This window comes from Alloalcanivorax dieselolei B5 (genome assembly GCF_000300005.1).
Taxonomy (GTDB): Bacteria; Pseudomonadota; Gammaproteobacteria; order Pseudomonadales; family Alcanivoracaceae; genus Alloalcanivorax; species Alloalcanivorax dieselolei.
On record NC_018691.1, the window covers coordinates 1,470,427 to 1,493,408 of the forward strand.

Here is a 22,982-nt window from a genome sequence, read left to right on the forward strand (position 1 = left end):
GATTAACGGATAGGTGGAAACATGATGAGAAAAGTTTGCTTGAGCCTGGCGCTGTGCGCGGCGTGCTGGGTTCATGCCGGAGCCCCTCCGCGGGATAGCGCCACGGCGCCAAAGAGAGTGGTGGCCGCGGGCGGGGAAATCACCGAAATCGTCTATGCGCTGGAGGCTGGGGATCGGCTGGTGGGCGTGGACACCACCAGCAATTACCCCGCCGAGGTCGCGGCACTGCCAAAGGTCGGTTACGTCCGTGCCTTGCCGGTGGAAGGCATCATGAGCCTGCGGCCGGATGTGATTCTGCTGGCCGGTGAGGCGGGCCCGCCGCAGGCGGTGTCGCAACTGCAAGGGCTGACCCAGGTGGAGTCCATCGATTCGCGATGGAGCCGGGCGGGGCTGTTCGCGCGCGTTGACCGGATCGGTGAAGTGCTGGATCACACCGACCGGGCCGCGTCTCTGAAACAGTCGCTGCAACACCGTTTTGATCAGGTGGATCAGAGGCTGCCGCTGGCGGCACCGCCACGCACCTTGTTTCTGCTGTCCGCCGGCCGGCGCGGCACTCAGGTAGCGGGAGCGGACACCCAGGCGCAAGCGCTACTGGATGATCTTGGCCTGCCCAATGCCGCCGCCGGCTCCGGTTTCAAGCCGGTCAGTGCCGAGGCGCTGGTCGCACTGGACCCGGAACTGATCATCGTCGCCGAAACCGTGCCGGGCAGTTTCCACCGGGAGGACTGGCCGCTGCTGGAACAAACCCGGGCGGCACGATCCGGTCGCGTTCTGGTGGCCGATGCCATGCTGCTGCTGGGCTTTGGCCCGCGTATGCCGCAAGCGCTGAATCGGGTGTTGGACGTGGTGCAAGGCAAGGGCGGCGGGCAGTGATGGACCCGGATCCCCGGCGCTGGCCGGTGGCGCCGACGCTGACCGGCCTGGCGCTGCTGCTGCTGAGCGGCATGGTGCTGGCGATGCTGACCGGGCCGATGACGGTGTCCGTGGAACAGCTGTGGCGGGGGCTGTGGTCCTCTTCCATGGAACCGGGCTATCTGGTGATCCGCGATCTGCGGCTGCCGCGTATCGTCATGGGCGCTCTGGTCGGGGGCGCGCTGGCGTCCACCGGCGCGGTGCTTCAGGGCCTGTTCCGTAACCCGCTGGCGGATCCCGGCTTGATCGGCATCTCCGCCGGGGCCGCCCTTGGCGCGGTGGCGGTGATCGTGCTCGGCGCCAGCCTGGCGGCCGCGTGGGAGATCCGTTTGCCGACCCAGGCGATCCCGGTCGCTGCTTTTCTGGGGGCGCTGGTGACCACCATGCTGATCTGGCGGGTGGCCAGCCGGGGCGGTGTCACCCAGGTGTCGATGCTGCTGCTGGCGGGCATCGCCATCGGCGCCATCGCCATGGCCCTGACCGGCCTGCTCACCTTCATGGCCGACGATCACCAACTGCGCACGCTGACGTTCTGGAGCATGGGCTCCCTGGCGCACAGCCGCTGGCGGGATGTGGCGCTGGCGGCGCCCTGGTTGTTGTCGGGGATTGTGCTGCTGCCGCTGTTGGCACGGCCGCTGAACGCGCTGATTCTGGGGGAGGAAGCCGCCGTTCATCTGGGCTTCTCGGTGCCCTGGGTAAAGCGGGCGGCGATCCTGTTGAGCGCGGTGTCGGTGGGTGCGGCGGTGGCCGCCGCCGGGCAGATCAGTTTCGTCGGTCTGATGGCGCCGCATCTGGTGCGCTTGTTGCTGGGGGTGGATCACCGCTGTCTGATTCCCGGTTCCGCCGCCATGGGCGCCTTGCTGATGGTGTTCGCCGATGTGCTGGCGCGCACCCTGGTGGTGCCGGCGGAGCTGCCCATCGGTCTGGTGATGGCGCTGCTCGGCGGTCCTTTCTTCCTGTTTTTGTTGTTGCGGCAACGGCCGCTGTGAGGGGGTGGCAATGAGCGAACCGCTGCTGCGGATCCGGAATCTGTCCGTGCAGGCCGGCGCAAGAGCATTGTTGCGTGACGTCAGTTTCAGTGCGCGGGCCGGTGAGTGCGTGGCCCTGCTCGGGCCCAATGGCGCCGGCAAATCGACGTTGTTGCGCGCTTTGTCCGGCGTCGCGCCGGTGGCTCGCGACACGGTGCGACTGCGGGGCCGGCCGCTGGAACACTGGTCCGCCGCCGAACTGGCGCGGTTCCGCGCGGTGATGTCGCAACAGGCCGCCGTGGCGTTTCCGATTCGCGCCGATGAAGTGGTGGCGTTGGGGTTGCCCGGTCGGCGGGCCGGCAACATTCACGACCCGCTGGTGGGCGAGCTGCTGGAATGGTTGGAAGTGGCACCCTTGCGGGCGCGCGCCTATCCGTCACTGTCCGGCGGCGAACAGCAGCGGGTGCAACTGGCGCGGGTGCTGGCCCAGATCTGGGATGCCGAGGGCCCGCGACTGTTGTTACTGGATGAGAGCACCTCGGCGCTGGATCCGGCCCAGCAGTATCTGACCGTGGAGAAGCTCTCCGCGCTGGCCGCCGGCGGCGACTGCCTGGTGGTTCTGGTTTGTCACGATCTGGCGCTGGCGGGCGCTTTCGCGTCCCGGGTCTTGATGCTGCGGGACGGAGCTTTGGTGGCGGACGGTACGCCGTCCAGCGTGCTTTCGCCGCAACGTCTGGCCGAGGTGTACGGACTGGACAGTTGCCGCGTCGATCTGGGTACCGGCACCTCGCTGCATATCCACGGCGCGCTGCGGCGCGCTCCGCGGCCACCAGGCCGGTCGCCGGGAAGGAATTGCTGACCATTCTTGTTTGCAAATAAATCTCAATTGCGTTCATTATAGGAGGACGATCCGGACGGGCCCGGCGTGGGTCATTGGAGGAGTGAGTGATGCTTGGGAAGGCGATTCGGCCGGTTCTGATTCTGGGGGCCGGCGCGGCGCTGATCATGCTGTCGGCGATGACACCGGCAATGGCCGGGGACAAGTTCAAGGTGGTCACCACCTTCACGGTGATCGCCGACATTGCCCGCAACGTGGCCGGAGAGGCCGCCACGGTGGAGTCCATCGTCAAGCCGGGGGCGGAGATCCACAACTATCAGCCCACCCCTGGTGATATCAAACGCGCCCAGGGTGCGCGTCTGATCCTCTGGAACGGCTTGAATCTGGAGTCGTGGTTCGAACGCTTCTTCCGCCATTTGCGGGACGTGCCCGGGGTGGTGGTGTCGGACGGGATCGAGCCGCTGGGTATCGGCGAGGGGCCCTACAGCGGCAAGCCCAATCCCCATGCCTGGATGTCCCCCGTTTCCGCGTTGATCTACGTGGATAACATTCGTGATGCACTGGTGCGTTACGACCCGGGCAACGCGGACACCTACCGACGCAACGCCGAGCAATACAAAGCCCGCATCCGGGCGCTGGTCGAACCAATTCGCCAGGAACTGGCGGCGGTGCCCGAGGCGCGGCGCTGGCTGGTGACCAGCGAGGGCGCCTTCTCTTATCTGGCCCGTGATTTTGATCTGAAGGAACGGTATCTGTGGCCGATCAACGCGGACCAGCAAGGCACGCCCCAGCAGGTCCGCGAAGTGATTGATACGGTCAGGGCGGAAAACATCCGTGTGGTGTTTTCCGAAAGCACTGTGTCCGCTTCCCCGGCCCGTCAGGTGGCGCGGGAAACCGGTGCTGCTTACGGCGGCGTGCTCTATGTGGATTCCCTCACCGGCCCGGACGGCCCGGTGCCCACCTATCTGGATCTGCTGCGGGTCACCGCCGCCACCATCGCCAAAGGTCTGACTCAATGAACGCCGTTGCCGCCCGCCTTGCCGAATGTGTCGCCCGCCAGCACGGAGAGGGGATCGCCGTGCAACAGGCCACGGTGACCTACCGCAACGGCCATACCGCGTTGCGCGACGCCAGCTTTTGCATTCCGCGCGGCACCATCGCGGCGCTGGTTGGTGTCAACGGCTCGGGCAAGTCCACGCTGTTCAAGTCGATCATGGGATTCGTGCGTTTGGCCCGGGGCGACATTCGCGTGCTCGGCATGCCGATCCGGCAAGCCCTGCGGCGCAATCTGGTGGCCTATGTGCCGCAGGCGGAAGAGGTGGACTGGAATTTCCCGGTGCTGGTGGAAGACGTGGTGATGATGGGACGCTACGGCCATATGGGCCTGTTGCGCCGGGCCCGGGCCGCCGATCACCGGGCGGTGGAGACGGCGTTGGCGCGGGTGAATATGAGCGACTTCCGCAAACGGCAGATCGGCGAGCTGTCCGGCGGACAGAAAAAACGGGTGTTCCTCGCTCGCGCGCTGGCCCAGGACGGCCAGGTGATTCTGCTCGACGAGCCGTTCACTGGTGTCGACGTGAAAACCGAGGAGCAGATCATGGCGCTGTTGCGGGAGCTGCGCGAGGAGGGCCGGGTGATGCTGGTTTCGACGCATAATCTCGGCAGTGTGCCGGAGTTCTGTGATCGCACCATTCTGATCAAGCGTACCGTTCTCGCCCATGGCCTCACCAGCGAGGTGTTTACCCAGCGGAATCTGGAGCAGGCGTTTGGCGGTGTGCTGCGGCACTTCGTCGTCAATGAGGCGGGCAGCGGCATGCCGATCCCGATTGGCGTGTTCACCGACGACGAGCGGCCGCTGATTCTCAGGGGCGGCCGGGCCTCGGCCCGCGCGGCAGGGAATGGCGATAACCTATGAGCGCCTTGCTGCTGGAACCGTTCGGCTACCACTACATGGTCAACGCCATGTGGGTATCCGCGCTGGTCGGCGGCGTCTGCGCGTTTCTGTCCTGTTTCCTGATGCTCAAAGGCTGGTCGCTGATCGGTGACGCCTTGTCGCATTCCATCGTGCCCGGTGTGGCGGGGGCCTACCTGTTCGGACTGCCCATGTTTATCGGTGCGTTCTTCTCCGGTGGCCTGGCGGCGGCCGCCATGCTGTTTCTCAATCAGCGCACCAAACTGCGGGAGGACGCGGTGATCGGCCTGATCTTTTCCGCGTTCTTCGGGTTGGGTCTGTTCATGGTTTCCCTGTCGCCCACTTCGGTGAACATCCAGACCATCGTGCTGGGCAACATTCTCGCCATCACGCCGGCGGACACGCTGCAACTGGCGGTGATCGGCCTGGTCTCCCTGGCCGTGCTGCTGATCAAATGGAAGGACCTGATGGTGACTTTCTTTGACGAGAGTCACGCGCGCTCCATCGGTCTCAATCCGACCCGGCTCAAGATCCTGTTCTTCACCTTATTGTCGGCGTCGACGGTGGCGGCGTTGCAGACCGTGGGCGCGTTTCTGGTGATCTGCATGGTGGTGACCCCCGGCGCCACGGCTTATCTGCTCACCGACCGCTTTCCCCGGCTGCTGCTGATCGCCGTGGCGATCGGTTCGCTCACCAGCCTGACCGGCGCCTACGCCAGTTATTTTCTCGACGGCGCCACCGGCGGCGTGATCGTGGTGCTGCAGACGCTGATCTTTCTGCTGGTGTTTCTGCTGGCGCCGAAGCACGGTTTGCTGGCCGCGCGCAAAAGGGCGGCACGGGCCTGCGCGGAGCCGGTATGACGTTGATCGATACGCTGCTGGCGCCGTTTCAGTTCGAGTTCATGGTCAATGCCCTGATCGTCGCCATGCTGGTGGCGGTACCCATGGCGCTGCTGTCCTGCTTTCTGGTGCTCAAGGGCTGGTCGCTGATGGGCGACGCCATGTCCCATGCGGTGTTTCCCGGGGTGGTGGTGTCCTACCTGATCGGTATTCCTTACGCGGTGGGCGCGTTCATCGCCGGCATGCTGTGCGCCGTGGCCACCGGCTTCCTCAACCATCACAGCCGGGTCAAACAGGACACGGTGATGGGGGTGGTGTTCGCCGGCATGTTCGGACTGGGTCTGGTGCTGTACGTGAAGATCCAGTCGGAAGTCCACCTCGACCATATCCTGTTCGGCGACCTGCTCGGTGTCGCCGGCCCGGACCTGCTGGCCGCGGCACTGATCGCGCTGATCACCGCCGGTGTCATCGGGCTTAAATGGAAGGACCTGTTACTGCACGCCTTCGATCCGGCCCAGGCCCGGGCGGTGGGTCTGAAAACCGGCTGGCTGCATTACGGACTGCTGGCGTTGATCTCGATGACCATTGTCGGGGCGCTGCAGGCGGTGGGGGTGGTTCTCGCCATCGCTCTGCTGATCGCGCCCGGCGCCATCGTTTTCCTGCTGACTCGCACTTTCGGCGCGATGTTGCTGCTGTCGGTGCTGGTGGCGGTGTTCGGTGCTTTCAGTGGTGTCTATCTGTCTTTCTTTATCGACAGCGCGCCGGCGCCCACCATCGTACTGATTCTGTCGGCGCTGTTCGTCGTTGCCTTCGTGCACGCCGGCCGCAAGACCAGACGCCGGCAATCGGCGGAATGGACCGGGGTGCGGACCAGGGAGGCACGCCGTCGGGCGGCCGCGGAGTGTTGCCCGCTGATTCAGAATCGACAGGGCTCCTGAACAGCGTGTCGGTTTTTAGATGACTTTCCTGGGTGGGCTGGTGCGGGGTGGATGGTGTCCACCACTGTCCATTGGTATGCTAACCAGATGACCAGTACATATCGCCCACTTACTGCCGATCTCGCCGAGCCGCTCTACTACCTGCGCAACTTCCAGACCGTGCTGGATTGGGTGGGGGAGCGCCACGGCGATCTGTTGGCGCCGGAGGAAATGGCATTCCTGGATGCCTTTCGTGCTTTGCCGGAGCCCAGCCGTGCCTTGCTGGCTCGGATGGTGATGCGCAAGGGCGAGTATTTCCGCCGGGACCGGCTGGGCTACCGCGAAGTTGGCGATACGGCTGACGCCATGGCGCCGCTGATCAGCGCGGGCTGGGTTGATGGCGACCCGCTGCTGACCTTGGAGACGCTGTTTGCCCTGTGTACCCGTGATGAGTTGAAGTCGGCTCTGCGCCAGCGTCTGGCGGAGCGAGGCCTGGCGCTGTCGGCGCGCAAGACGGTTTGGCTGGAGGCGCTGCGGGAAGACGATGAGCAGGCCCGGGCCGCGAAGGCGTGGGGCTGGGACGGTGTGACGGTCTATCAGTTGCGCATCCGGCCTTTATGCGATCGCCTGCGTCTGATGTTCTTCGGCAATCTGCACCAGGACTGGTCCGAGTTCGTACTCGCCGAACAGGGCACCTTCCTGTACGAAACCGTGCCCTTGCCCCGTGCCTCGCGTCCCTTTCAGAGTCGTGAGGAAGTGGATGCCTATCTCGACCTGGCCGCCTGCCGGGAACAGTTCGATGGTGATGGCGAAGGGGACCTGGAAACACTGGAACAGGCGCTCCTGCCGCGCCTGGAAGCGTTGCCGGACAATCCGTGGTTGCGCGAGCGTGGCCACAAGTTGTTGTTCAAGGTGGCGCGGGAGAGGGAACGGCGTGGCGAGGAACAGGCTGCCCTGGATCTGTATCAGCGATGCCATTACGCCGAGGCCCGTGCTCGTGAGCTGCGGGTCCTGGAAAAAACCGGCCGCTACGCCGAGGCTTACCAATTGGCCCGGACCGCGGAGGCGGAGCCCCGCAACGAAGCGGAGTGGCAGCAGGTGCAGCGGGTGCTGCCCCGTCTGCAACGTAAACTCGGACATCCGGTGCGGAGTGCCGGGGCGATGCCGACGCATCATGAGTTCGAACTGACGCTGCCTTATTATCCGTGGGTGGAACTGGCGGTGAGGAACCATATGCGGACCGCGTCGGAGCCGGTCTACTACGTGGAAAACACCCTGATCAACAGTCTGTTCGGGCTGCTGTGCTGGGAAGCGCTGTTCGCGCCCCTGCCTGGCGCCTTTTTCCATCCGTTTCAAAGCGGGCCGGCGGACCTCTATCGGGACGATTTTGTCAGCCGCCGCCGGGATCTGTTCGCGCGGGCTCTGGCGTGCCTGAACGATGGCAGCTATCGCACCGTGATCCTGCAACGTTTTGAGGAAAAATACGGGTACTCGTCGCCGTTCCTGTTTTGGGACGCGCTCGATTCGGAACTGCTGACTCAGGCCTTGGACTGCATTCCCGCCGAGCATCTGCGCCTCTGCTTTGAGCGACTGCTGGCCGATCCGCGCGCCAACCGCTCGGGATTGCCGGATCTGATTCAGTTATGGCCGCGACAGCGCCGTTATCGAATGGTGGAAGTGAAGGGGCCCGGCGATCGCCTGCAGGATAATCAGCGGCGCTGGCTCGACTATTTTCAGCAGCACGATATTCCGGTGGCGGTGTGTCATGTGCGTTGGCGGGAGACGGAGTGAGCCGCTATACCGTGGCGGTGCGCGCCCTGGCGGAATTCACCGCCAAAAGCGGCGACCTGGATTTGCGTTTCACCCCTTCGCCCACCGCGCAGGAGGGCATTGCCGGACACACCACCGTCACCGGCCGTCGCGGTGAGCATTATCAGCGGGAAGTGCCCTTGGCCGGTGACTACCGCCACTTGCATGTGCGTGGCCGGGCCGACGGTTACGATCCCCGCCGTAACCGCTTGGAAGAAATCAAAACCTTTCGTGGTGATCTGGAACGGCAGCCCGCCAACCATCGGGCGTTGCATTGGGCACAGTTGAAGCTATACGGCGCTTTGCTGTGCCGTGAGCGCGGCCTGGACCAGGTGGAACTGGCGCTGGTTTATTTCGATGTGGTCAAGCAGAAGGAAACACCGCTGCGGGAAACCTGTGAGGCGGCGTCCCTCAACGCGTTTTTTGATGAACACTGTGAACGTTTCCTGCAATGGGCGGACCGTGAGCTGATCCATCGTCAGGCGCGGGATCAGGCCTTGACCGCGTTGGCGTTTCCGCATGCCCGGTTCCGTTCCGGCCAGCGTGAACTGGCGGAGTCGGTGTATCAAAGCGCTTGCACCGGCCGCCCGTTGTTGGCTCAGGCTCCAACGGGTATCGGCAAAACCCTGGGGACTTTGTTTCCGCTGTTAAAGGCGACGCCGCGGCAGGCGCTGGACAAGGTGTTTTTCCTCAGCGCCAAAACGCCGGGACGCAAGCTGGCGCTGGACGCGGTGCGCACGCTCACCGGCGACGGCACGATCCCGTTGCGTACCGTGGAAATGATCGCCCGGGAAAAAAGTTGCGAGCATCCGGACAAGGCTTGTCATGGGGAATCCTGTCCGCTGGCGGCGGGCTTTTATGATCGTCTGCCCGCCGCCAGGGAAGCGGCGGTCGAGTGGCCGATACTGGATCGGCGACAGCTCCGTGAAGTGGCTCTGCGGCACGATATCTGCCCCTATTATCTGAGCCAGGAAATGGCGCGTTGGAGTGATCTGGTGGTGGGGGACTACAACTACTACTTCGATCTTTCCGCGCTGTTGCACGGGCTCACCACGGAAAACCAGTGGCGCGTGGCGGTGCTGGCGGACGAAGCCCACAACCTGGTGGACCGCGCCCGGGGCATGTACTCCGCCGAACTGGATCAGATCGCCTTTCGCCGCGTGAAAAAACAGGTGCCGAAATCCCTGAAAGGCGCGTTCGAACGCATCCACCGGCACTGGAACGCGCTCAACAAGGAGATCGAGGAGGCCCAGCCCGACACCGACTATCGTGTCCATGATGACCCGCCCCAGGGATTCCTGTTCGCCTTGCAGCAGGGCGTGGCGGCGATCACCGATTACCTGGCCGAACAACCGGAAGCCCTGGACAGCGATCTGATCCGTTTCTATTTCGATGCGCTGCATTTCAATCGGGTGGCGGAACGGTTTGATAGCGATGCCTTTCTGTTTGACAGCCACTGGCGTGCACCGTCCCGTGGCCGGCCCGGTTCGTGTTTGTGTTTGCGTAACGTGGTGCCGGCGGCCTTGCTGGCGCCGCGTTTTGAAACCGCGTCGGCGTCGGTGTTGTTTTCCGCCACGCTCAGCCCGTCCCGTTACTATGCCGACCTGCTTGGGCTGCCGGACACCACCGCCTGGGTGGATGTGCCGTCGCCGTTCCGGGCGGAGCAATTGCAGGTGCGCATCGGCCATCGCATCTCCACCCGTTACCGCGACCGTCAGGCCTCTCTGGCGCCGATCGCCGCGTTGATTGGTGATCAGTTCCAGCAGCGCCGTGGCAATTACCTGGCGTTCTTCAGTAGCTATGAGTACCTGGACGGCGTGCTCTCGGTGTTCCGTCAGACGCATCCGGACGTGCCGGTCTGGTCCCAGGAAAGGCGCATGGATGAAGAGGCCCGCCAGGCGTTTCTGGATCGTTTCGAAGAAGGTGGGGAAGGGATCGGGTTCGCGGTGCTCGGCGGCGCCTTCGCCGAAGGCATCGATCTGCCCGGCCGGCGCCTGATTGGCGCCTTCGTGGCGACGCTGGGGCTGCCGCAGATGAACCCGGTGAATGAACAATTCAAGACGCGTTTGGCGGCGCTGTTCGGTGACGGTTACGACTACACCTACCTGTATCCGGGATTGCGCAAAGTGGTCCAGGCGGCGGGCCGGGTGATCCGAACCGGTGATGATCAGGGCGTGGTGCATCTGATCGACGATCGTTTTTCCTCGCCCCGGGTGCGTGCCCTGCTGCCGCAATGGTGGTGCTGCAACTGAGCTGCCGCAACTGAGCTGCCGGAACTGAGCTGGAGGGAAGCGCCGTGGACAGAGCAGGGCGTGACTATCGCCGGTGTTCCGGCTGTGCTGAAATGTCTCCCTGATGATCAATCGTGGGCAATAACTGTAACAAAAAGCGCGTCGACGACGCTCGAAACCGGGAGCCACGCTATGTCCGCCTCACCCGTCCTTGTCCGCACCGACGGTGCGATTCGTACCATCACGATTAACCGCCCTGATAAGCGCAACGCCGTGGACCGCCCCACCGCCACCGCCCTGCGGCTGGCTTTTGAAGCGTTCGAACGGGATGACACCGTCAAAGTGGCGGTACTGGCCGGCGAAGGCGGGAACTTCTGCGCCGGCGCGGACCTTTCCGCCTTGGGCGATGAAGAGCGCCGCAACGAGATGGAGGCGGAAGGCACTGGTCCCGGCCCCATGGGGCCGTCCCGCATGCTGTTGAGCAAGCCGGTGATCGCGGCGGTATCCGGCTACGCCGTGGCCGGGGGGCTCGAACTGGCCCTGTTTTGCGATCTGAGGGTGGCGGAGGCGTCGGCGGTGTTCGGCGTGTTCTGCCGCCGCTGGGGGGTGCCCCTGGTGGACGGTGGCACCGTGCGGCTGGCTCGCATCATTGGTCAGGGGCAGGCCCTGGACATGATTCTCACCGGCCGTCCGGTGCAGGCCGACGAGGCATTGCGCATGGGGTTGGCCAACCGGGTGGTGGCGGACGGCGACGCCCTGGCCGAGGCTCAGGCTCTGGCCCGGGAGATCGCCGCATTCCCGCAACGGTGCCTGCGCGCGGATCGCCTTTCCACCTATCAGCAGTGGGATCACGATCTGACGGAAGCCCTGCGCCGTGAAGGCGCTGGCGGTTACCCGGTGGTATTCGCCGAGGCGCTTGCCGGGGCGGCGCGTTTCGCCAAGGGCGCCGGGCGCCACGGCCGCTTCGACGATCACGGCTAGCGGCCGACGGCGGTGTTTTACCCGATACATGCCAGTTGGGGCGAAGGTCCTGACCGCAAAATCCGGCCATAAAAAGCCCCCGGCGAACCCGGTGCCACGGCCGTGGAGAGGACGATGGCGGAGCCATCACCGTGGCGTCGCCCCTGGCGCGTAGTGGGAACGCCAGGGACGCCGGGTCGTCGGAGTAACAGAAAAACGGTGGGGCCCGTGAATAGGCTGTTACAGGGCCTCCAGGATGGTGGCGATGCCCTGGCCGCCGCCGATGCATTGGGTGGCAAGGGCGTAGTGGGCCTTTTCCCGCCGCAGCAGGGTAGCGGCTTTGCCGGTAATGCGCGCGCCGGTGGCGCCCAGGGGGTGGCCAAGAGCGAGCGCGCCGCCGTCCAGGTTCACGGTGTCCGGGTTCAGTCCCAGATCGCGGATGCAGGCCAGGGCCTGGGACGAGAACGCTTCGTTGATTTCCACCACGTCCAGTTGCTCCACATCGAGACCGGCCCGTTGCAGCGCCTTGCGGGTGGCGGGAATCGGGCCGAGCCCCATCACCGCCGGGTCGCAGCCGGCGGTGGCCACGGCACGGATCCGGGCGCTGGCCGGCAGATTGTGGCGCTGGGCGAAGTCGTCACTGGTAACCAGCACGGCGCTGGCGCCATCGGTGAGCGGTGAGGAGGTGCCGGCGGTGACCACGCCGTTCTCGTCAAACGCCGGCGGCAGTTTCGCCAGGGCTTCCAGAGAGGTGCCGGGACGGATGCAGCCGTCGTCCTCGATCCGGTTTGCGCCCGTTCCCGTATCGATGGCGATGATCTCATCGCGCAGCAGGCCACCTTCCCGCGCGGTGGTGGCCTTGCGGTGGGAGACCAGGGCCAGTTCCTCCTGTTGCGGCCGGCCGATTTCATAGCGTTGCGCCACGTTCTCGGCGGTGCGTCCCATGGACAGGTAAGCGTCGGTGTGTTCCCGCAGCCAGGGGTTGGGGGAGAAGTTGAAACCGCCCTGGGGCACCATGGTCATGCTTTCCACGCCCACGCACAGGTAAGCGTCACCGATACCCGCTTCGATCTGGGCGGCGGCGATATGGATGGCGGACATGGACGAGCCGCAAAAACGGTTGATGGTCATGCCGCCGACCTCTTGGGGCAGCCCTGACAACAGTCCGACGATGCGCGCCAGGTTGTTGCCCTGGGCGGCCTCCGGGTAAGCGCAGCCGAGAATCACGTCCTCCAGCAGCGACGGATCCAGATCGGTACGGGCGAGCAAGCCCTTCACCACCTGGGCGGCGAGATCATCCGGGCGCACTTCGGCGAGCGCCCCTTTGCGGGCGAAGTGGAACGGGGAACGGGCGTAGCCCGCGATAACGGCTTTCATGATTATCTCCTGATCAGCCAGGGAATACTGTTGACCGCGGCCAGTGCCACCAGGGAGGCAGCCATGACCGCGCACAGGGCGACGAGGTCGCCGGGGAACAGCGTTGTCATCAGGGCACCGCCGACGCCAAGAACGGCAAGGCGGGTCAGACTGGCGGCAATCGGCCACTGCATGCGGCCGACGCCCTGGGAAGCGAAGTACAGCGCCATGCCGACGCCGAAGAAGCCATACACCGGCGCCACCGTGCGCAGATAAATGGCGCCGGTGGCGATCGCCTCGGCATCGTCGGTGAACAGGCCGAGCCAGGCGTTGGGGAAGGCGGCGGCGAGCAGTCCCACGGTGCCGGTGGTGGCGGCGGTGAGGGCGGCGCCGATCCAGGCGATCCGGCGGGCACGCTGGATCTGGCCAGCGCCCATGTTCATGCCGACCATGGCCACCAGGGCGGTGCCGAAACCGAAGCTGAGCGGGATCTGCAGGTACTCGATACGAATGCCCAGGCCGAATCCGGCCAGCGCCGTCATCCCGGTGCGGGCGACGAAGAACGTGGCCACCACCACGGACAAATTGGAGAACACGGTGTTCAGGGCGGACCACAGGCCGACGCCGAGGATCTCCGCGAACAGGGCTTTGCGCAGCGGCGCCCGCGGGTCCAGCCGGACGCCGCCATGGCCGCGCATCAGGGCCGCCGCCAGAATTACCGTGGCGATCAGATAGTAGGCCGCCAGCGCCAGCCCGGCGCCGGTAATGCCCATGCCCGGCAGCGGACCGATACCGAAGATCAGCAGCGGCGACAGCACCAGCAGTAGCAGCACGCCACCGGTGAGCACCAGCGCCGGCATCAGCATATTGCCGGCGCCGCGCATTACCGCCGACAGGCCGTTCATCAGCCATAGAAAGGTGACCCCGGCGAACAGCGCATTGGAATAGGCGAGGGCGGCGTCCAGGGCCTGGTCGCGGCCGCCGAGCAGTGCGTAGAGAGCAGGGCCGGAGCCGATCACCACCAGTGAGCAGAGCAGGCCGAGCACGCCGGTGATGACCACCGCGTGCAGTGCCAGGGCGTTGGCCTTGTCGGTATCGCCGGCGCCGAGGGCGCGCGCCACCGCCGAGGAAATGCCGCCGCCGATGCCACCGCCGGACATCATCATCATGAGCATTACCAGCGGGAACACCAGTGCCGCCCCGGCCAGAGCGTCCACGCCGATCAGGCCGACGTAGTAGCTCTCCAGAAAGTTGGCCAGGGCCTGGGCCAGCATCACCACCAGATTGGGCAGCGCCAGTTTCAGCAACGTAGGCAGTACCGGCGCGTGCAGGATTCTGCGTGCCCGCTCTCCGGCATTCGAAGGGGGAGGGGACAGGGGGACGGTGGCGACAGCGGCGCGATTCATCGGCGTTTACCGTTGCATCACCAGCAACGTCGAGGTGGCGCTGGCATAAAGGCGACCCTCGCTGTCGGTGAGGCGGGCCTCGGCGAAGGCCAGGCGGCGGCCCATGGTGATGATCTTGCCTTCCGCGCGTACCGGACCGGTGTCCCTGGTCATGGCCTTGTGATAGGCCACTTTCAGTTCCGCGGTGGTATAAGCCTGATCCGCCTCCAGGTTGGAATGCACGGCACAGCCGCAGGCGGAATCCAGCAAGGTGGCGGCGTAACCGCCGTGGACGGTGCCGATCGGGTTGTAGACTTTTTCACTGGGCGAGCCTTCGAACACGACCCGCCCTCTCTCCACTTCCACCAGAGTGAAGTCCATGGTTTGGCCGATGCCGGCACGGAGGTCCTTCTCCATCATCATTTGCAGTGTTTCCAGGCCGGTCATGGCTTTCATGGCGGTATTGGACTGACTCACGGTTTACTCCTTGGCGGGCTTCCCGGAGGAAGCCGGGGTTGTGGAAGCGGTGGTGCCGAGCAGTTGCTGGCGCACCGCGTCGAGAATTTCAGCGGACAGTTCCGGGTCGTCCACGGCGCGGGACAGCACCAGGGCGCCGACCAGACTGGACGCCGTGGCCAGGGCCCGGCGCCGGCGGTTGGCGCGGCGGCCGGGGAGCCAGTCGGCGATCATGTCGGCGAACTTGCGGAAGGTGCCGGTGTAGGCGTGGCGTACTTCCGGGGCCTGCCGGGCGGTATCCACAGAGAGCGCGGCGAACAGGCAACCGTGGCCGGGCTGATCGCGGTGACGCCGGCTCAGGTATTGCTCCACCAGCACCTGAAAAGGCGGTTGCTGGCGTTTGGCCGTGAGGCGCTCCCATTTTGTACGGATATCGCCGGAGGACGCGCAGGTTTCCGCCATCAGCGCTTCCTTGGACTCGAAGTGCCCGTAGAAGCCGCCGTGGGTGAGGCCGGCGCTTTTCATCAGGTCCGCCACGGCCACGCCGTCGTACCCTTTTTCCCGAAACAGTCGGGAAGCCTCGGTGACGATTCGGCGCCGATTGGCGGCGGCTTGCTCTCGGCTGACGCGCATGGCCGCCCTCCTTTTTTGATGATGGCTATAATTTATAAATGCATGATGGGTATCATGTAAATGTTTTTTTATCGGAAACCTGGCGGTCGGTGGTCCCGGTTTGTGTCAAGAGTGCCTTTCCTTCGTCGCGGGAAACCCGTTCAATATCGGTAAATCATCGACCAACAGAGAACGAGGAGAACGCCATGAACCATCCGGATCTGGGGAAACTGATCCTGCGCTTGAGCCTGGGCGGCATGTTGCTCTTGCACGGGATCTCGAAAATGCTGCATGGCGTGGGCTGGATCGCCGGCTCGCTGCAAAGCATGGGAATGCCCGGCTTTTTTGCCTATGGGGTGTTTATCGGCGAGGTGATCGCGCCGCTTATGATCATCGTCGGTTATTACACCCGGGTAGGGGCGGCGTTGATCGTCGGCAACATGCTGGTGGCGTTGGTGCTGGTGCACATGAACGAGCTGTTCGCGATCAACGACACCGGTGGCTGGGCGATTGAGCTGCAGGGGTTCTATCTGTTTACCGCGGCGGCGCTGTTCTTCCTGGGTGCCGGCAAGTACGCGATGAGGAATTGATGGGCTGCGCCTGACAATACGCTTACACGCAACCGCTGTTCGCTGGCCGGCAAGCCCGCGGCGGCATCGTAGTCCCTTCTGGTAGTCCCCTCTTTAAGAAGCGAGCCGGGCGGCGGAGTGCCGCCGGCTCGCAATACATGCCTGCATATTTCTGCCTGTCCCCCCCTAAATAGGGAAGGGTATGGGATGGAGGGGTGGTATATCCTCGCACGAAAAGCACACAGACCTTGTTGGAAAAAAATCAACTTCAGGGCTGTTGATGATTCGAACAACCCACCGGCTGGAGGCCAGTGCCGTGCGATTATCCTTCCGACGTTTTCCATTGAGAATAAAATCGGCAAGTCAGGTCGGGTTGCTCATGTTGTGCCCGTTGGTACTGGTGAATTGCAGTTGCAATGAGCAACCCGAAATCGCTTGCAGCTTATCCGGTTGCTTGGCTGATGACGGCAACTGTCAGCTCAAGGTGTGGGTGTGGGAAGGTTATCCCATTGTCAAGGCGCTGCCGATGGGGCCCGATGCTCTGGAGTATAAAGGGAAAGATAAGATAAAAGAGTCGGGGATATCTTTTCAGGAGCAATTCAGAGTGGTGGACTACTACACCTATTCGTATGCTCCCGTTGATGCCTCTGACGGGGCGTACAGTTATCTTTTGCAAACTCGGGATGTAAACGGCCATTATCACGAATGTGCTGCCACGCTACCGGTAAGCAGGCAGAGAGGGAAAAGTTTGAACGTGGCTCTTCTCGAGCCCGCCCTGGTTTTGGATAAAGAAAGCGGGCCGGTACCATTGCCCGAATATTTGGTTGGGGGCCCGGGTTCCGGGGTGGCGGAGGGCTCATGGTCCGCCAATGAACCGGATTGGGTCATCATTGAGGAAGACGGTGAGCAATACCTGCGGTACGCGGGGGTAGCAAGGGAGGCCAGCAGCCCCAGTGCCGCGACTTTGACGGTGTCCGCCACCGGCTCCGATGGTACGCAGGAATCCGCATCGGTGGCGCTGGCCGCCCATTACGTTGATCCGAGCCTGGAACTCAATCAGGAATACGCACTGCCCGGAGACAACATCGTTGTCACTTATCGGAGTGGTTTGGATGACGATGGAGAAACCGGTGGCAACGGCGCAACCTGGGAATTGCTGCTGACACCGGAAGACGGAGAAACGGTGGACAAATCCACCGACCTGCTGACCACAGCGTCGCCCGATGAACGACACTTTGTCGCCGAGGAAGTCGGTCGCTATACCGTTAAACGAACCCGCGCGGGCGCCGATGGGGAGGCAGGTTCCGCCAGCGCCCTGAGCGAGGCGGTCACGGTGCTCGAGCCGGTGGTGAATGTGGTATTCAGCCCTCTGCCGGAAGACATCGATATGGATGAGCCGGTGCTGTTTGACGCCAGTGGCTCGACGATTCCACCGGGGGCGGAAGTCTGGTGGGCGGTCACGAAACGCCCCGAAGGAAGCAGCGCGGAGATGGTGCTCGACGACGTTATCGGCAAGAGAGCGATCCTGACTCCGGACGTAGTGGAAGGGACTTATACCGTCGAAGCCCGGTTGATGTTGCCGTCCCGGCCGGACCCGATAACCCGCAGCCAGTCGTTTTCCTTTGTTTCCACGCCCGTGGCCGGTCCGGTGACCGATGAGACGGAGCACTGGGTCGGTGACGAGGTGTCCTTCGATCTGGACCGCTCATCCTATCCCAGTGGCTCTTCCTTCAAGTACACGCTGAGCGCCGTGCCGGAGGGGAGCAACGCGGAACTGGTGATTTCAGCGGACGGTACGCAGGCCATCCTGGTGGCGGACATGGCGGGGGGCTACGAGGTCGAACTGACCATCACCAATGCCGAGGGGGAAACGTCCAGCCATGTCACCTCGATCACCGCGGAAGAATCCAGTGCCGTTCCTCTGACTTTGAACAGCACCTTGCCGGTGGTCGACGACGATGGCGACCAGAGCGTTATCGTCATCGACATCGATGGGGACAATCGTTTGACGGCCACCGCCGCACAGCCCGCCGTGGGACCGGACACCGCGCTGTTCCTGTATGGCTATTGGTCCGGGGAAAACTCGGCCAATCTGTACGACAGCAGTGGCGAGCCCTTTGCACTGGTGAACCCCGAGAATGGCGCGGTACTCGAGACCGGTGTCGGCCATACCATTCAACTGAAGCGGGATAACGGCGCTTACTATCAACTCCAAGTGACCTTCGAGACCGGCGACCAGGAAGGTGACGCGACCGTCACCGCGCTGAGCGGCTATTACTGCGGTGAATCATTGAGTGATTGCCCCTGACGGGGTATCGATGAACGGAATCGGGTGGACAAAATGAACTACATCAAATTGGCATTATCGATCACCTTGTTGCTCCCTCTTCTGTGGGGGTGTGGCAGTGATAGTCGCAGCAACGCCGGAGGTGGGGATGTTGTGCAACCTGAGCCGGAGCCCGGACTGGATATTTCCGATGTGGAATTGACGGCGGAAGAGAAGGCGCTGTTGGCAACCATCGAAGACAATATCCAGGCCCACCGCTACGCGGCGGCGACGACGGACATCGTGGCACTGCTTGAGGCCCACCCCGGCAGCGAGCAGATCAAGAGGCTTTATTCGGATGTCCTTGCCATGCAGTCGGGCATGGCGCCATCCGACTTCGCCGTCAAGGTGGGCGCGGTGCCCATTCAGGTGGCCGATGAGAACGGCGATATGATTGAGGTTTTTGCCTCCACCGCTTTGAAGGACATCCTTATTGAGCAGGCGGCGGTGGAGGACAGTGATGACTATCAGGTGCGTTTTCTGAATGGACGCCAGGCCTTGCGGCTGCGCCTGGAAGGCAAGACGGTCTCGGAATTGCCCACCCGGGAGCAGGCCGATATCGGTGTCATGGCATCGATTCACGCTACCCGTCTTGCTTATGCGGCGGTCGGTGGCGCGGCGGAATTGGAATACCTGGAAGAACACCCGGAAGAGCTGGAAAGTACGGTAGCCGGGCATCTGCCCGAGGTCGAGCAGGAACTGGTGGAGACCCTGAAGGTGGTTGTCGAGACCTCGGAAGCCGTTCATCAGCACTATCCGATACGGGAACTGGATGAAAACCCGGTAGGCATGTCGATGGCAAAGAATGCGTTCGCCAATACCATGCTGGATGACGGCGCGCTTTCCACCGAAGAAATGGTGGACCTCTACGATTTCGCCTACGGGAGGTAGTGGTTTCAGGGAGAAAGGAGGAAGACCATATCCGCTCAGGTCCAGCGCTTGCGGCTGTTGGCGGTGGCGATTTGCTCGTTGAGAGTGAGGAAGTCGTAGAGAATCCCCAGCCCGAACAAACCCAGGGTCAGCAGGTAAATCAGCCCGGTCACCCATTTGCCCATATAAAAACGGTGCAGGCCGAAGATGCCGAGAAAGGTCAGCAGCAGCCAGGTGATGTTGTAATCCACCGGGCCGGAGACATAGCGATGGTCGGCATCGCGGTCCATGGACGGGATCAGGAACAGATCGACGATCCAGCCGATGAAGAACAGTCCCAGGGTGAAGAACCAGATCACGCCGGTAATTTGCCGGCCATAGTAGAACCGGTGTGACCCCATGAAGCCAAAGATCCAGAGGGCGTAGCCAATGATCTTGCTGTGGGTATCGTCAATCCGCGTGTTCATAGATCTACCTCGATATTGGTAATCACGGTGTTGGCTTTGACTCTCGCGCTTTCGATGCTATCCGCTTTGGCCAGAGCGACGCCGAGGCGGCGGCTGCCATGCACTTCCGGCTTGCCGAACAGGCGCAGATCGGTGTCCGGCTCCGCCAGGGCCTGATCCAGATTGCCGTAGCGCATGGTTTCCGAATCACCTTTTACCAGCAGTACCGAGGATGCGGACGGACCCCGCTGCTCGATGTTCGGTATCGGCAGCCCGAGAATGGCGCGGGCGTGCAGCGCGAACTCGGACAGGTTTTGTGACATCAAGGTTACCAGACCGGTATCGTGAGGGCGTGGTGACACTTCACTGAACCAGACCTGGTCCCCGCGCACGAAGAACTCCACACCGAACAGGCCCCAGCCGCCCAGGGCGGCGGTAATGGCGCCAGCCTGGCGGCGGGCTTCCTCCAGCGCCGCGTCATTCATCGGCTGCGGCTGCCAGGATTCACGGTAGTCGCCGTCTTCCTGGCGGTGGCCGATGGGCGCACAGAAATCGGTGCCATTGCGATGCCGTACGGTGAGCAGGGTGATTTCGTAGTCGAACTCGACGAACCCTTCGACGATGACCCGGCCCTGGCCGGCGCGGCCGCCGGATTGGGCGTACTCCCAGGCGGCATCGATCTGGTCCTCGGTTTTCACCAGACTCTGCCCCTTCCCGGAGGAGGACATGACCGGCTTGATCACGCAGGGCAGGCCGATCTCCGCCACCGCCGCCCGGTATTCGGCCTCATCACCGGCGAAGCGATAGGGCGAGGTGGGCAGGCTCAGCTCTTCGGCGGCGAGGCGGCGAATGCCCTCGCGGTTCATGGTCAGCCGCGCTGCCCGGGCCGTGGGGATCACGGTGAAGCCTTCTTGCTCCAGAGCTTCCAGTTCGGCGGTGGCGATGGCCTCGATTTCCGGCACGATCAACGCCGGGCGCTCTTCTTCCACCACTGCCCGCACCGCGTCCGCGTCCAGCATGTCGATTACGTGCCAGCGCTGCGCCACCTGCATGGCCGGCGCCCGCGGATAGCGGTCCACGGCGATCACCTCGCAACCCAGGCGGATCAGCTCGATGGCCACCTCCTTGCCCAGTTCACCGCTGCCCAGCAGCATCACGCGGGTAGCGTTGTCGGAATAGGGGGTACCGATGGTGGTCATGCCGTCTCCTCATGGAACAAATCGTCGAAACAATGGGTTCAGCGGGGTCCAAACCCGCCTGGATGAACAAGATTGTAGCGAAAAGTGCCGCCATCGCGAGGGAAGAGTTTCACCCCGACGCCGTCGCGCCTACCATTGGCGCCAAAAGCTTCCCAATCAACCCCGGGCGGACAAGTGGACGATCAATACTGGATGGCGCGGGCGCTGGCCCTGGCGGAACGCGCGGCGGAGCAGGGCGAGGTGCCGGTGGGCGCGGTGCTGGTGCGCGATGGCGAGATCATTGGCGAGGGCTACAATAAGCCGATTCTCAGCCATGACCCCTCCGCTCATGCGGAAATCGGCGCGCTGCGCGCTGCCGCCGCCCGCGCCGGCAACTATCGGCTGCCGGACAGCACCCTCTACGTCACCATCGAACCGTGCACCATGTGTTTTGGCGCCATGATCCACGCTCGGGTGGCGCGGCTGGTGTACGGTGCCCGCGAGCCCCGTGCCGGGGTCTGTGAAAGCCAGTTGGGACTGCCGGAGAGAGAGTTCTATAACCACCGCCTGGAAGTCACCAGCGGGGTGCTGGCGGACCAGGCCTCGCAGCTGATGCGGGATTTTTTCCGGCGCAAACGATGAGAGAGGCAGGGAACTCCTCAGCCATTGTAGGAGCTTGCCCTGCAAGCGAATCGGGCTCTCAGCCTCCGAAGAAACGCGCTTACAGCGGCCCGCCGACCAGTTGCGATTGACTTCTAGCGAGCGATTACTTCGCCGCTGCCACCAGGGTAGGGCGGTGGCGTTCGGAATTGTCCGCCCATACCAGCAGGTCGTAGTAGCCGCGCACGTGGCGCACGTAGGCCACCGCCTGGCCGCCACGGGCGGGGCCGTAGCGTAACTGACCGGCATAGGCGGGTTTCGCCAGCATCGGCAGTCGCTGTTTCACGTCCTGCCAGCGATCCGGGTCACCGCCCTGTTTCTGGGTCAGGACCCGGGCGTCCTCGAGGTGGCCAAAGCCCACATTGTAGGCGGCCAGGGCCAGCCAGGTGCGGTCCGGTTCGGCGATGCGCTCGGGCATGCGGTCGTGCAATTTGCGCAGGTAAGCGGCGCCGGCGTGGATGCTCTGGGACGGGTCGGTACGGTCGGTGACGCCCATTTCCCGCGCCGTCTGATTGGTCAGCATCATCAGACCCTGCACGCCGGTGGGGGAGATGGCGCCAGCGTCCCACAGGGATTCCTGATACGCCACCGCCGCCAGCAGGCGCCAGTCGAAGCCGGCGTCTTCGGCGGCGTCGCGGAAGGCATTGGTGTAATCGGGCAGGCGGTCGTCCAGATGACGGATAAAGCTGCGCGCGGAATACAGGTCAAACCGTTCCACATGGCCGTAGAAGCGCTTGGCCAGCTGCTCGGTGGCGCCAATGGCGTTTTGCTGGGTCAAATAGCGCTGGGCGGCCTGATACAGGCTGCCGTCGCTGCCCGGGGCGAAGGCCCAGGCCAGCCCTTGATCCGCGCTGACGGTGAAGCCGGCGGCCAGATCCGGGAACAGGGCCCGGTGGATGGCGTAATCGTTGGAGTTGATCAGGGCGTAATCGGTCTCGCCTTCCTCCACCCGGGCCAGCGTTTGCTCCACGTTGGTGCCGGTGTGGACGTCCAGCTTCAACTCAGGCTGAGCGGCGCGGGCCTGCTCCAGCAGATCGGCGTTGCTGGAACCGGACACCACGGCGACGCTCTTGCCGTCCAGATCAGCAAGGGCATTGGGGCGCGGTTCGCCGAGCCGGTACATCACCAGGGTATCGACTTTCTGATAGGGCGTGGTCAGCCGCAACTGCTGGCGGCGCTGCTCGGTGATCACCAGTCCGGCGGCGGCGAAATCGGCCTTGCCGGCCAGCAGCAGCTTCTGCACGGCTTCGAGATCATCGGCTTCCAGCAGGCGCAATTCAACGCCCAGCCGCTCGGCAAAGCCGCGGGCCAGCTCGTATTCCATGCCGGTGGAACCGTTTTCATCGCCGTAAACGGTGGTCAGGGACGGGCGCGTGACCACCACCAGCTCGCCACGGGCCTGGATCCGTTCCAGGGCGGTGCCGGATGGGCGCAGAAACAGTCCCAGGATCAGTGCGGCGAGCAGCACCAGGGGTGCCCATGCCAGCAGTTTACGGCGTAACCGTATCGTCATGTCCTTGCTGCCTCCTGGGGTTGCCAGATAGGTTGGAAGCGCCCATTGCTTGGTTTTCGGGGCTTCCTCGGTTCCGGAACGGTCCTTGTTGCCGGAAGCAGGACATTCGAAGCCGTCGCCGGACCGCGCCTGGGCGGTGACCCGACGCTGGGTCGGATCCGGGATTGAGACGGCTTGGAATGACCAAAAATGTTGCCGGGAGCGATGGTTGACGTCGCTCCCACG

Annotated in this window: 21 protein-coding genes; 14 read left to right on the forward strand and 7 right to left on the reverse strand. The window is 63.8% G+C overall.

Going from position 1 to position 22,982, the window contains the following annotated elements; genetic code table 11:
* Positions 1 to 21: 21 nt before the first annotated feature.
* From B5T_RS06775 to B5T_RS06820, 10 genes are all read left to right on the forward strand, one after another.
* Positions 22 to 873: a heme/hemin ABC transporter substrate-binding protein gene (locus tag B5T_RS06775; protein WP_041716918.1), complete on the forward strand. Its 852-nt coding sequence runs from the start codon at positions 22 to 24 to the stop codon at positions 871 to 873.
* Complete coding sequence (locus B5T_RS06780; RefSeq protein WP_014993744.1) at positions 873 to 1,901, forward strand: FecCD family ABC transporter permease; 1,029 nt, start codon at positions 873 to 875, stop codon at positions 1,899 to 1,901. Before B5T_RS06775 ends, B5T_RS06780 begins: the two co-directional genes overlap by 1 nt.
* Before the next feature lie 10 nt (positions 1,902 to 1,911).
* A complete protein-coding gene (locus B5T_RS06785) occupies positions 1,912 to 2,739 on the forward strand; it encodes a heme ABC transporter ATP-binding protein (protein WP_014993745.1) in 828 nt (275 codons plus the stop codon).
* 89 nt (positions 2,740 to 2,828) lie between these two features.
* Positions 2,829 to 3,737, forward strand: a complete 909-nt coding sequence (locus B5T_RS06790; protein ID WP_014993746.1) for a metal ABC transporter substrate-binding protein — start codon at positions 2,829 to 2,831, stop codon at positions 3,735 to 3,737.
* Positions 3,734 to 4,633: a manganese/iron ABC transporter ATP-binding protein gene (locus tag B5T_RS06795; RefSeq protein WP_014993747.1), complete on the forward strand. Its 900-nt coding sequence runs from the start codon at positions 3,734 to 3,736 to the stop codon at positions 4,631 to 4,633. Before B5T_RS06790 ends, B5T_RS06795 begins: the two co-directional genes overlap by 4 nt.
* Entirely contained in the window at positions 4,630 to 5,490 is an 861-nt protein-coding gene (locus tag B5T_RS06800; RefSeq protein WP_014993748.1) for a metal ABC transporter permease, read from the forward strand. Before B5T_RS06795 ends, B5T_RS06800 begins: the two co-directional genes overlap by 4 nt.
* A complete protein-coding gene (locus B5T_RS06805) occupies positions 5,487 to 6,407 on the forward strand; it encodes a metal ABC transporter permease (protein ID WP_014993749.1) in 921 nt (306 codons plus the stop codon). The genes B5T_RS06800 and B5T_RS06805 overlap by 4 nt, the downstream gene beginning before the upstream one ends.
* A gap of 87 nt (positions 6,408 to 6,494) precedes the next feature.
* A complete protein-coding gene (locus tag B5T_RS06810) occupies positions 6,495 to 8,177 on the forward strand; it encodes a VRR-NUC domain-containing protein (protein ID WP_041716919.1) in 1,683 nt (560 codons plus the stop codon).
* Positions 8,174 to 10,447: an ATP-dependent DNA helicase gene (locus B5T_RS06815; RefSeq protein ID WP_014993751.1), complete on the forward strand. Its 2,274-nt coding sequence runs from the start codon at positions 8,174 to 8,176 to the stop codon at positions 10,445 to 10,447. Before B5T_RS06810 ends, B5T_RS06815 begins: the two co-directional genes overlap by 4 nt.
* A gap of 171 nt (positions 10,448 to 10,618) precedes the next feature.
* Positions 10,619 to 11,407 (forward strand): crotonase/enoyl-CoA hydratase family protein, encoded by a 789-nt coding sequence (locus B5T_RS06820; RefSeq protein WP_014993752.1) that lies wholly within the window; start codon positions 10,619 to 10,621, stop codon positions 11,405 to 11,407.
* A 219-nt stretch (positions 11,408 to 11,626) separates the two neighbouring features.
* Here the strand turns inward: B5T_RS06820 and B5T_RS06825 are convergent, their stop codons facing one another.
* From B5T_RS06825 to B5T_RS06840, 4 genes are read right to left on the reverse strand one after another with little or no spacing between them, the layout of a single operon-like run.
* Positions 11,627 to 12,763 carry a thiolase family protein gene (locus tag B5T_RS06825; RefSeq protein ID WP_014993753.1) on the reverse strand — a complete coding sequence of 379 codons (1,137 nt, stop codon included), beginning with the start codon at positions 12,761 to 12,763 and terminating at the stop codon, positions 11,627 to 11,629.
* Between the two features lie 2 nt (positions 12,764 to 12,765).
* On the reverse strand, positions 12,766 to 14,148 hold the full coding sequence (locus tag B5T_RS06830) for an MATE family efflux transporter (RefSeq protein WP_014993754.1): 1,383 nt from the start codon (positions 14,146 to 14,148) through the stop codon (positions 12,766 to 12,768).
* 6 nt (positions 14,149 to 14,154) lie between these two features.
* Positions 14,155 to 14,604, reverse strand: a complete 450-nt coding sequence (locus tag B5T_RS06835; RefSeq protein WP_014993755.1) for a PaaI family thioesterase — start codon at positions 14,602 to 14,604, stop codon at positions 14,155 to 14,157.
* Positions 14,605 to 14,607: 3 nt separating this feature from the next.
* A complete protein-coding gene (locus B5T_RS06840) occupies positions 14,608 to 15,216 on the reverse strand; it encodes a TetR/AcrR family transcriptional regulator (RefSeq protein ID WP_014993756.1) in 609 nt (202 codons plus the stop codon).
* 185 nt (positions 15,217 to 15,401) lie between these two features.
* Between B5T_RS06840 and B5T_RS06845 the strand changes: the two genes are divergently transcribed.
* The 3 genes from B5T_RS06845 (at position 15,402) to B5T_RS06855 (ending at position 18,981) form a co-directional block, all read left to right on the forward strand.
* Entirely contained in the window at positions 15,402 to 15,785 is a 384-nt protein-coding gene (locus tag B5T_RS06845) for a DoxX family protein (RefSeq protein ID WP_014993757.1), read from the forward strand.
* Positions 15,786 to 16,608: 823 nt separating this feature from the next.
* Positions 16,609 to 18,072: a hypothetical protein gene (locus B5T_RS06850; RefSeq protein ID WP_148279217.1), complete on the forward strand. Its 1,464-nt coding sequence runs from the start codon at positions 16,609 to 16,611 to the stop codon at positions 18,070 to 18,072.
* A 33-nt stretch (positions 18,073 to 18,105) separates the two neighbouring features.
* The gene (locus tag B5T_RS06855) at positions 18,106 to 18,981 is read left to right on the forward strand and encodes a hypothetical protein (protein ID WP_148279218.1); all 876 of its coding nucleotides are present in this window, start codon (positions 18,106 to 18,108) and stop codon (positions 18,979 to 18,981) included.
* Between the two features lie 35 nt (positions 18,982 to 19,016).
* Here B5T_RS06855 and B5T_RS06860 read toward each other — a convergent pair whose 3' ends face one another.
* Positions 19,017 to 19,427, reverse strand: coding sequence for an NINE protein (locus B5T_RS06860; RefSeq protein WP_014993760.1), 411 nt, complete (start codon positions 19,425 to 19,427; stop codon positions 19,017 to 19,019).
* On the reverse strand, positions 19,424 to 20,605 hold the full coding sequence (purT, locus tag B5T_RS06865; protein WP_014993761.1) for a formate-dependent phosphoribosylglycinamide formyltransferase: 1,182 nt from the start codon (positions 20,603 to 20,605) through the stop codon (positions 19,424 to 19,426). The genes B5T_RS06860 and purT overlap by 4 nt, the downstream gene beginning before the upstream one ends.
* Positions 20,606 to 20,779: 174 nt before the next feature.
* On the opposite strand from purT, the gene tadA reads away from it, so the two are divergent.
* Entirely contained in the window at positions 20,780 to 21,226 is a 447-nt protein-coding gene (tadA, locus tag B5T_RS06870; protein ID WP_014993762.1) for a tRNA adenosine(34) deaminase TadA, read from the forward strand.
* 124 nt (positions 21,227 to 21,350) lie between these two features.
* On the opposite strand, the gene mltF is transcribed toward tadA, so the two are convergent.
* The gene (gene mltF / locus B5T_RS06875; protein ID WP_014993763.1) at positions 21,351 to 22,757 is read right to left on the reverse strand and encodes a membrane-bound lytic murein transglycosylase MltF; all 1,407 of its coding nucleotides are present in this window, start codon (positions 22,755 to 22,757) and stop codon (positions 21,351 to 21,353) included.
* Between the last annotated feature and the right edge of the window lie 225 nt (positions 22,758 to 22,982).

What these genes read in the sequence shown, in the direction of transcription:
- purT (WP_014993761.1), bottom strand. Translation starts at nt 20,605, where the DNA reads ATGACCACCATCGGTACCCCCTATTCCGACAACGCTACCCGCGTGATG.
- B5T_RS06825 (WP_014993753.1), bottom strand. Translation starts at nt 12,763, where the DNA reads ATGAAAGCCGTTATCGCGGGCTACGCCCGTTCCCCGTTCCACTTCGCC.
- B5T_RS06845 (WP_014993757.1), top strand. Translation starts at nt 15,402, where the DNA reads ATGAACCATCCGGATCTGGGGAAACTGATCCTGCGCTTGAGCCTGGGC.
- B5T_RS06785 (WP_014993745.1), top strand. Translation starts at nt 1,912, where the DNA reads ATGAGCGAACCGCTGCTGCGGATCCGGAATCTGTCCGTGCAGGCCGGC.
- B5T_RS06810 (WP_041716919.1), top strand. Translation starts at nt 6,495, where the DNA reads ATGACCAGTACATATCGCCCACTTACTGCCGATCTCGCCGAGCCGCTC.
- B5T_RS06820 (WP_014993752.1), top strand. Translation starts at nt 10,619, where the DNA reads ATGTCCGCCTCACCCGTCCTTGTCCGCACCGACGGTGCGATTCGTACC.
- B5T_RS06795 (WP_014993747.1), top strand. Translation starts at nt 3,734, where the DNA reads ATGAACGCCGTTGCCGCCCGCCTTGCCGAATGTGTCGCCCGCCAGCAC.
- mltF (WP_014993763.1), bottom strand. Translation starts at nt 22,757, where the DNA reads ATGACGATACGGTTACGCCGTAAACTGCTGGCATGGGCACCCCTGGTG.
- B5T_RS06840 (WP_014993756.1), bottom strand. Translation starts at nt 15,216, where the DNA reads ATGCGCGTCAGCCGAGAGCAAGCCGCCGCCAATCGGCGCCGAATCGTC.
- B5T_RS06780 (WP_014993744.1), top strand. Translation starts at nt 873, where the DNA reads ATGGACCCGGATCCCCGGCGCTGGCCGGTGGCGCCGACGCTGACCGGC.
- B5T_RS06805 (WP_014993749.1), top strand. Translation starts at nt 5,487, where the DNA reads ATGACGTTGATCGATACGCTGCTGGCGCCGTTTCAGTTCGAGTTCATG.
- B5T_RS06855 (WP_148279218.1), top strand. Translation starts at nt 18,106, where the DNA reads ATGAACTACATCAAATTGGCATTATCGATCACCTTGTTGCTCCCTCTT.
- B5T_RS06800 (WP_014993748.1), top strand. Translation starts at nt 4,630, where the DNA reads ATGAGCGCCTTGCTGCTGGAACCGTTCGGCTACCACTACATGGTCAAC.
- B5T_RS06860 (WP_014993760.1), bottom strand. Translation starts at nt 19,427, where the DNA reads ATGAACACGCGGATTGACGATACCCACAGCAAGATCATTGGCTACGCC.
- B5T_RS06830 (WP_014993754.1), bottom strand. Translation starts at nt 14,148, where the DNA reads ATGAATCGCGCCGCTGTCGCCACCGTCCCCCTGTCCCCTCCCCCTTCG.
- B5T_RS06790 (WP_014993746.1), top strand. Translation starts at nt 2,829, where the DNA reads ATGCTTGGGAAGGCGATTCGGCCGGTTCTGATTCTGGGGGCCGGCGCG.
- B5T_RS06775 (WP_041716918.1), top strand. Translation starts at nt 22, where the DNA reads ATGATGAGAAAAGTTTGCTTGAGCCTGGCGCTGTGCGCGGCGTGCTGG.